Source organism: Cognatundibacterium luofuense (assembly GCF_018139685.1).
In the GTDB taxonomy this organism is placed as follows: domain Bacteria; phylum Pseudomonadota; class Gammaproteobacteria; order Burkholderiales; family Burkholderiaceae_D; genus Undibacterium; species Undibacterium luofuense.
The window spans coordinates 1-633 of the sequence record NZ_JAGSPN010000064.1 but is presented as its reverse complement, the minus strand read 5'-3'; the positions used below and the strand labels follow the sequence as shown (position 1 = coordinate 633).

General features: G+C 48.5%; 1 protein-coding gene. It reads right to left on the bottom strand.

All coding sequences use genetic code 11. The annotated features are described in order from the left end of the window. On the bottom strand, positions 1-564 hold a 564-nt coding region (locus KDM89_RS19315), incomplete at its 3' end, for a GAF domain-containing protein (RefSeq protein WP_268977896.1). Positions 565-633: the final 69 nt, after the last annotated feature.

The window sequence follows — 633 nt, the reverse complement described above, 5'->3', positions numbered from 1 at the left end:
CACTTCGTGCAACAGTTCTTGCAGGCCAATTGCAGCAGTCACCTTTTCCAGCATAAAGCTGCGCAGCTCTTCCATGTGCAAGGCATGCTGTTTTTCTTCCTCGAGTTCGAAGCGATTTAACACATGACCGACATCAATGACAAACTCCGATAACAAAGTCTGCACCACTTCATCAAATGCCCCCTGGGATTCGGCATAGAGATTGAAAGTACCGACTACTTGCTGATGGGTAGACAAGGGAAGCACAGCAGCAGAGCCCCAGCCATGGCGCTGCGCCATCATACGCATTTCTAAAGGCAATGTCGGGTCAGTCAAATCCTGGCACCATATTGCCTGATTCGCGAGTAAGGCCTGTGTTTGCAATAAATGACTTTGCCCCGACTCTTCACTTTGAAAAAACTGGTTGTACTCCAGCTCATCCACACCAACGCCGAACCAGGCAGGTGCGAAGAAACGGTTCTGTCTTTTGTCATAAATTGCGACCCAAGCCATCTTCAGCCCAGCCAGAATGACTGCATCACGACAAATTCGCGGAAACAGATCTTGCTGCTCCGTGATGCGCAATATCGACTGATTGCATTGTGCGAGTGCCAGATACAATTGATTAATACGCTGATTTTTTTGTTCCTCAGC